The following is a 5,053-nucleotide window of genomic DNA, read 5'->3' on the forward strand; positions in this document are numbered from 1 at the left end:
TGGGACAATGGGGCCATGGCCAATTCCACCGAAACCGTGCCCACCGTCACCGCCAAGCCCCGCCCGAACGAGAACCGTTCGACGACGCCGGGGTCGGACGGCTTCAAGTCCTACATCTCCAGCGGCTGGGCCGAGCGCGTCGACACGCTTCCGCCGGCCCGCGAGCAGGCGCCGTTCGCAGCGGCACGGCGTGCTCGCGTGTCCGCGATGTACCCGGGGCAGCGCCTCATCGTTCCGGCCGGCCGCCTCAAGCAGCGCTCGAACGACACCGACTACGCCTTCCGCGCCCACTCCGCCTTCTCGCACCTCACCGGCTGGGGCAGCGACGCCGAGCCCGGAGCCGTGCTCGTGCTCGAGCCGACGACGACCGGGCACGACGCGACGCTGTACTTCCGTGAGCGCGCCGGACGCGACTCCGACGAGTTCTACGCCAACGCGGACATCGGCGAGTTCTGGATCGGCCCGCGCCCCTCCATCGCCCAGGTGGCGAGCGACCTCGCCATCACCGTGCGCGGGATCGCCGACCTCGACTCTGTGCTCACGGTCGTCGACTCCGAGACGCTCGTCATCCGCGAGGCAGACCCGGCGTTCACCGTGGCCGTCGACGAGGGCCGCCTCCGCTTCGCCGCGGACAAGGTGCTCGGCGACAACGCCACGAACACTCCGTTCAGCCTCGAGGTCAACGGCGAGCACGAAACGGACGACCGTTTCGCCCGCGACCTGTCCGAGCTGCGCCTCGTGAAGGACTCCTACGAGATCGCCCAGATGCGCCTCGCGATCGCGGCCACCGGGCGGGGCTTCGAGGACGTCATTCGCGACCTGCCCCGGTCGAGCGCCCACGAACGCGGCGAACGCCTCGTCGAGGGCGTCTTCAACACCCGCGCCCGCTCCGACGGGAACGCGGTCGGGTACGACACGATCGCGGCCTCCGGCCCGCACGCGTGCATCCTGCACTGGACTCGCAACGACGGCCCGCTCAACCCGGGCGACCTGATCCTGCTCGATGCGGGTATCGAGGTCGACAGCTATTACACCGCTGACGTCACCCGCACCCTCCCCGTCGACGGCACCTTCTCCCCCGTGCAGCGTCGCGTGTATGAGGCCGTGCGCGAGGCAGCGGATGCCGCGTTCGCCGTGGCCAGGCCCGGCGCGATCTTCCGTGAGGTGCACGCCGCAGCCATGGCGGTCATCGCCCGCCGGACCGCGGAGTGGGGCATGCTCCCTGTCACCGCCGAGGAGGCGCTCAAGCCGGAGAACGGGCAGCACCGCCGGTACATGGTGCACGGCACGAGCCATCACCTCGGCATCGACGTGCACGACTGCGCCCAGGCCAGGCGCGACATGTACCTGGACGGCGTGATCGAGGCCGGGATGATCTTCACGATCGAACCGGGCCTGTACTTCCAGCCGGACGACCTCACCGTGCCGTTCGAGTTCCGCGGCATCGGTGTCCGCATCGAGGACGACGTGCTGATCACGGCGACGGGCGCCGAAAACCTGTCCGTCGGCATCCCCCGCACCGCCGACGACGTCGAGGCCTGGATCGCCTCTCTCACCGCCTGACCCGCCTCACCCGCCGCGAAAGCGGGTGAATCGTCGTTCTCACGAGGTCAAACCGACGATTCACCCGCCTTCGCGAGCCTGCGTGGGCTGTGGAGCTGCGGCTAGTCGGTGGATGCGGTGGGCGAGGCTTCCGGGGCGGGCGTGACCGCCGGAGGGGCGAACTGGCCGTACGGCGGGGCAGGCTGGTCCGGACGGGCCGCCGGGGCCGTGGGCTCCGGCTGGGCAGGCTCCGGATCGACGGACCTGACCGCGACGGGTTCCACTGTGCCGTGCAGGAGGTTGCGCGCCTTGTTCACGAGCGCGGCCTCGACGATGATCTGGTAGTTGCTCGCCATCACCTGCATCGTCGAGGTGAAGTCACGGCGCCTGCGGTTGAGCGCGTAGCTCACAACACCGAACAGCATCCCGAATCCGGCGCCCATCAGCACCGCAGCGAGGACGAAGGGCAGTCCAGCCCCGGTCGGCGAGAAGATGAAGAACAACAGGCCGAAGAAGATTCCGAGCCAGGCGCCGGAGGCCGCACCGGCGAGGGCGACGCGTCCCCAGGTCAATTTCCCGGTGACTCGCTCGACGGTCTTGAGGTCGTTGCCGACGATTGAGAGCTGCTTGACCGGGAAATCAGCCTTCGCCAGGGTGTCGACTGCGGCCTGCGCCTCGGCATACGTCTCATAGGTCGCGAGCACCTCGCCCTTGGGTAAAACGGGGAACAGGGCCGGACCGCGATTGCCAAAAGGGTTCTGATTGCTCATGCCGCCATTCTTCCACAGCACGCCGAAGGGCCGCAGGTGGCCTACATTTGTAACGTGACTGCCACCAGAGTCTTCGTCGCCCGATTGGCCGGGTGTTCCGTCTTCGACCCCGCGGGCGACCGCGTCGGCAAGGTCCGTGACGTGCTCGTGGTCTACCGAAAAGACGATCCGCCCCTCGCGGTCGGACTCATTGTGGAAATCCCGGGCAAGCGCCGCGTCTTCGTGTCGATGAGCCGGGTAACGAGCATCGGCTCCGGCCAGATCATCACGACCGGCCTGATCAACGTGCGCCGCTTCGAACAGCGCGGCGGCGAGGTCCGCGTCATTGCCGAGCTCCTGGGCCGCGAGGTCATCTTCAACGACGGCTCCGGCGAGGCGACCGTCGAGGACGTGTCGATCGAGGAGACCAAGCAGGGAGCCTGGGAGATCGCCCAGCTCTTCGTCCGCCGTCCCAAGGCGAGCGTGTCCCTCTTCGCGAAGGGCGCGACGACGTTCGCCACCTGGAGCGACGTCCGCGAGAAGACCACCGTCGGCCAGGCCCAGTCCGCCGAGCAGCTCATCGCGACCTATTCCGACCTCAAGCCCGCCGACCTCGCCAACACGATGCTCGACCTTCCGCCCGAGCGCATGCACGAGGTCGCGAGCGAGCTTCCCGACGGCCGCCTCGCCGACGTCCTCGAGGAGATGCCGGAGACCGAACAGGTCGCCATCCTCACCCGGCTCGGCGACGCCCGCGCCGCCGACGTGCTCGACCACATGCAACCGGACGACGCAGCCGACCTCATCGCCCAGCTGCCTGAGGAACACGGCGAGCAGCTGCTCGACCTGATGGAGCCGGAGGAAGCCGACGACGTGCGCTTCCTGCTCACCTACGCGCCGGACACGGCCGGTGGCCTGATGACGACGGAGCCCATCATCGTCTCCGCCGACGCGACCGTCGCAGAGGGCCTCGCCCTGATCCGCCGCCACGACCTCGCGCCAGCGCTCGGAGCTGCGATCTGCGTCACCCTCCCGCCGTACGAGCCGCCGACCGGCCGTTTCCTCGGCATGGTGCATTTCCAGCGGATGCTGCGCTACCCGCCGCACGAGCGCCTCGGCACGCTGCTCGACCAGGGTCTCGACCCCGTCACCGCAGACACCTCGGCCGCGGAGGTCACCCGGATCCTCGCGAGCTACGACCTCGTCTCCGTTCCCGTTGTCGACGACAACCACCGACTCGTCGGGGTGGTGACAATTGACGATGTCCTCGACTACCTGTTGCCAGACGACTGGCGAAGTCACGACGGCAATGACGATGTACGCCGCCGGGCAGCCGCCCGCAGCGAGCTGAAGACGGGAAGTATCCCGCTGCCACACGGACGGAGGACCGGCAATGGCCCGAAGTGATCGCTCGGATCAACGCCTCGACTCGCCCAAGGGCCTGCGCGTCGCTCCCCTGTCGCGAACCAGGAACCGCAATCGCAACCGCGACCGGCCGTCGAGCGACCGTTTCGGCCGGCTGACAGAGGCCATCGCCCGCGGCATGGGCACCCCGTGGTTCCTGCTCGGGCTCACGCTTTTCGTTCTCTTCTGGATGGGCTGGAACACCCTCGCCCCCGTCGCATGGCGCTTCGACTCCGTCGCGCTCGGCTTCATCGCACTCACCCTCGTGCTCTCGATGCAGGCCTCCTATGCCGCCCCGATGATCCTGCTCGCGCAGAACCGTCAGGACGACCGCGACAGGGTCCAGTTCGAACAGGACCGGCAGCGCGCCGAACGCAACCTCGCCGACACCGAGTACCTCGCCCGCGAGGTCGTCGCCCTCCGCCTCGGCATGAAGGACCTCGCCTCCCGCGACTTCCTCCGCAGCGAACTCCGCGCCCTGCTCGAGAACCTCGAACAGCGTGAGGACGAGGAGAAGCGCAGCCGCAAACGCTCCCGCAAGGGCGACCGCGAGCGGGAAATCGACCACGACCACGACCACGACCGCGAGGCAGGCCAGGACAGGGCAACCGCCACGGCGCAGGCGACGGCACGGGGCGTCGAACCCACAACCGCACCAGCTGCGTCAGCCGTACCCGCACCATCAGCCGCACCGGCAACGCCCGCCTCACCCCCGGCATCCGCCAGGACCATCGAGGAGCGACCCCCGATTGGCCGCTGACTCGCCCCTGGCACCGGGTACGGCAACCGCCGACCCCGCCGGGATCGACGCCAGGGTCGGCGCTGCGCTCTCCCGGGTGATCGACCCGGAGATCCGCAAGCCGATCACCGAGCTCGGCATGGTCGCCGGGGTGCACACCGGGAACGGGCACACCACCGTCGACCTGCTGCTCACGATCGCCGGATGCCCCGCCGCACGCCAGATCGAACGGGACGTGCTCGAGACGGCAGAGTCCGTCGCCGGTCCAGGACACGTGACCGTGTCGGTCGGCGTGATGACCCGTGAGCAGCGCCGCACGATGACCGAGAAACTCCGCGGCGGCGCGGCCGCGCGCACGACGCAGTTCGGTGCGGGTTCCCTCACCCGGGTCTACCTCGTGACGAGCGGCAAGGGCGGCGTCGGCAAGTCGACGATCACGGCGAACCTCGCCGTCGCGCTCTCCGGCCGCGGCCTCAAGGTCGGCGTCGTCGACGCGGATGTCTACGGTTTCTCCATTCCCGGACTGCTCGGCCTCGTCACGCCCGGCGTCGACGGCGCCAAGGGGACAGCGGTCAAACCGACCAGGGTCGGCGACATGATCCTGCCGCCGATCAATTAC

The 5,053-nt window shown here is 69.0% G+C and carries 4 protein-coding genes and 1 pseudogene; 4 read left to right on the top strand and 1 reads right to left on the bottom strand.

Translation table 11 applies throughout. The features are described 5' to 3' along the window. Positions 1–15: 15 nt before the first annotated feature. Positions 16–1,563: an aminopeptidase P family protein gene (locus tag QN345_RS15460; protein WP_174774611.1), complete on the top strand. Its 1,548-nt coding sequence runs from the start codon at positions 16–18 to the stop codon at positions 1,561–1,563. 101 nt (positions 1,564–1,664) lie between these two features. Here QN345_RS15460 and QN345_RS15465 read toward each other — a convergent pair whose 3' ends face one another. Next, complete coding sequence (locus QN345_RS15465; protein WP_134449549.1) at positions 1,665–2,312, bottom strand: general stress protein; 648 nt, start codon at positions 2,310–2,312, stop codon at positions 1,665–1,667. 54 nt (positions 2,313–2,366) lie between these two features. Here QN345_RS15465 and QN345_RS15470 point away from each other — a divergent pair, with 54 nt between their 5' ends. The 3 genes and pseudogenes from QN345_RS15470 to QN345_RS15480 all read left to right on the top strand — a co-directional run. Then, positions 2,367–3,698 carry a magnesium transporter MgtE N-terminal domain-containing protein gene (locus QN345_RS15470; protein WP_134449548.1) on the top strand — a complete coding sequence of 444 codons (1,332 nt, stop codon included), beginning with the start codon at positions 2,367–2,369 and terminating at the stop codon, positions 3,696–3,698. Further along, positions 3,685–4,209, top strand: a pseudogene (locus QN345_RS15475) (DUF1003 domain-containing protein); the annotation flags it as partial. The gene QN345_RS15470 and the pseudogene QN345_RS15475, both read left to right, overlap by 14 nt. Before the next feature lie 235 nt (positions 4,210–4,444). Continuing rightward, positions 4,445–5,053: P-loop NTPase (locus QN345_RS15480; RefSeq protein WP_323508835.1), on the top strand; the 609-nt coding region annotated here is incomplete at its 3' end.

It is taken from the genome of Cryobacterium sp. 10I1 (assembly GCF_035019805.1).
Lineage (GTDB): Bacteria > Actinomycetota > Actinomycetes > Actinomycetales > Microbacteriaceae > Cryobacterium > Cryobacterium glucosi.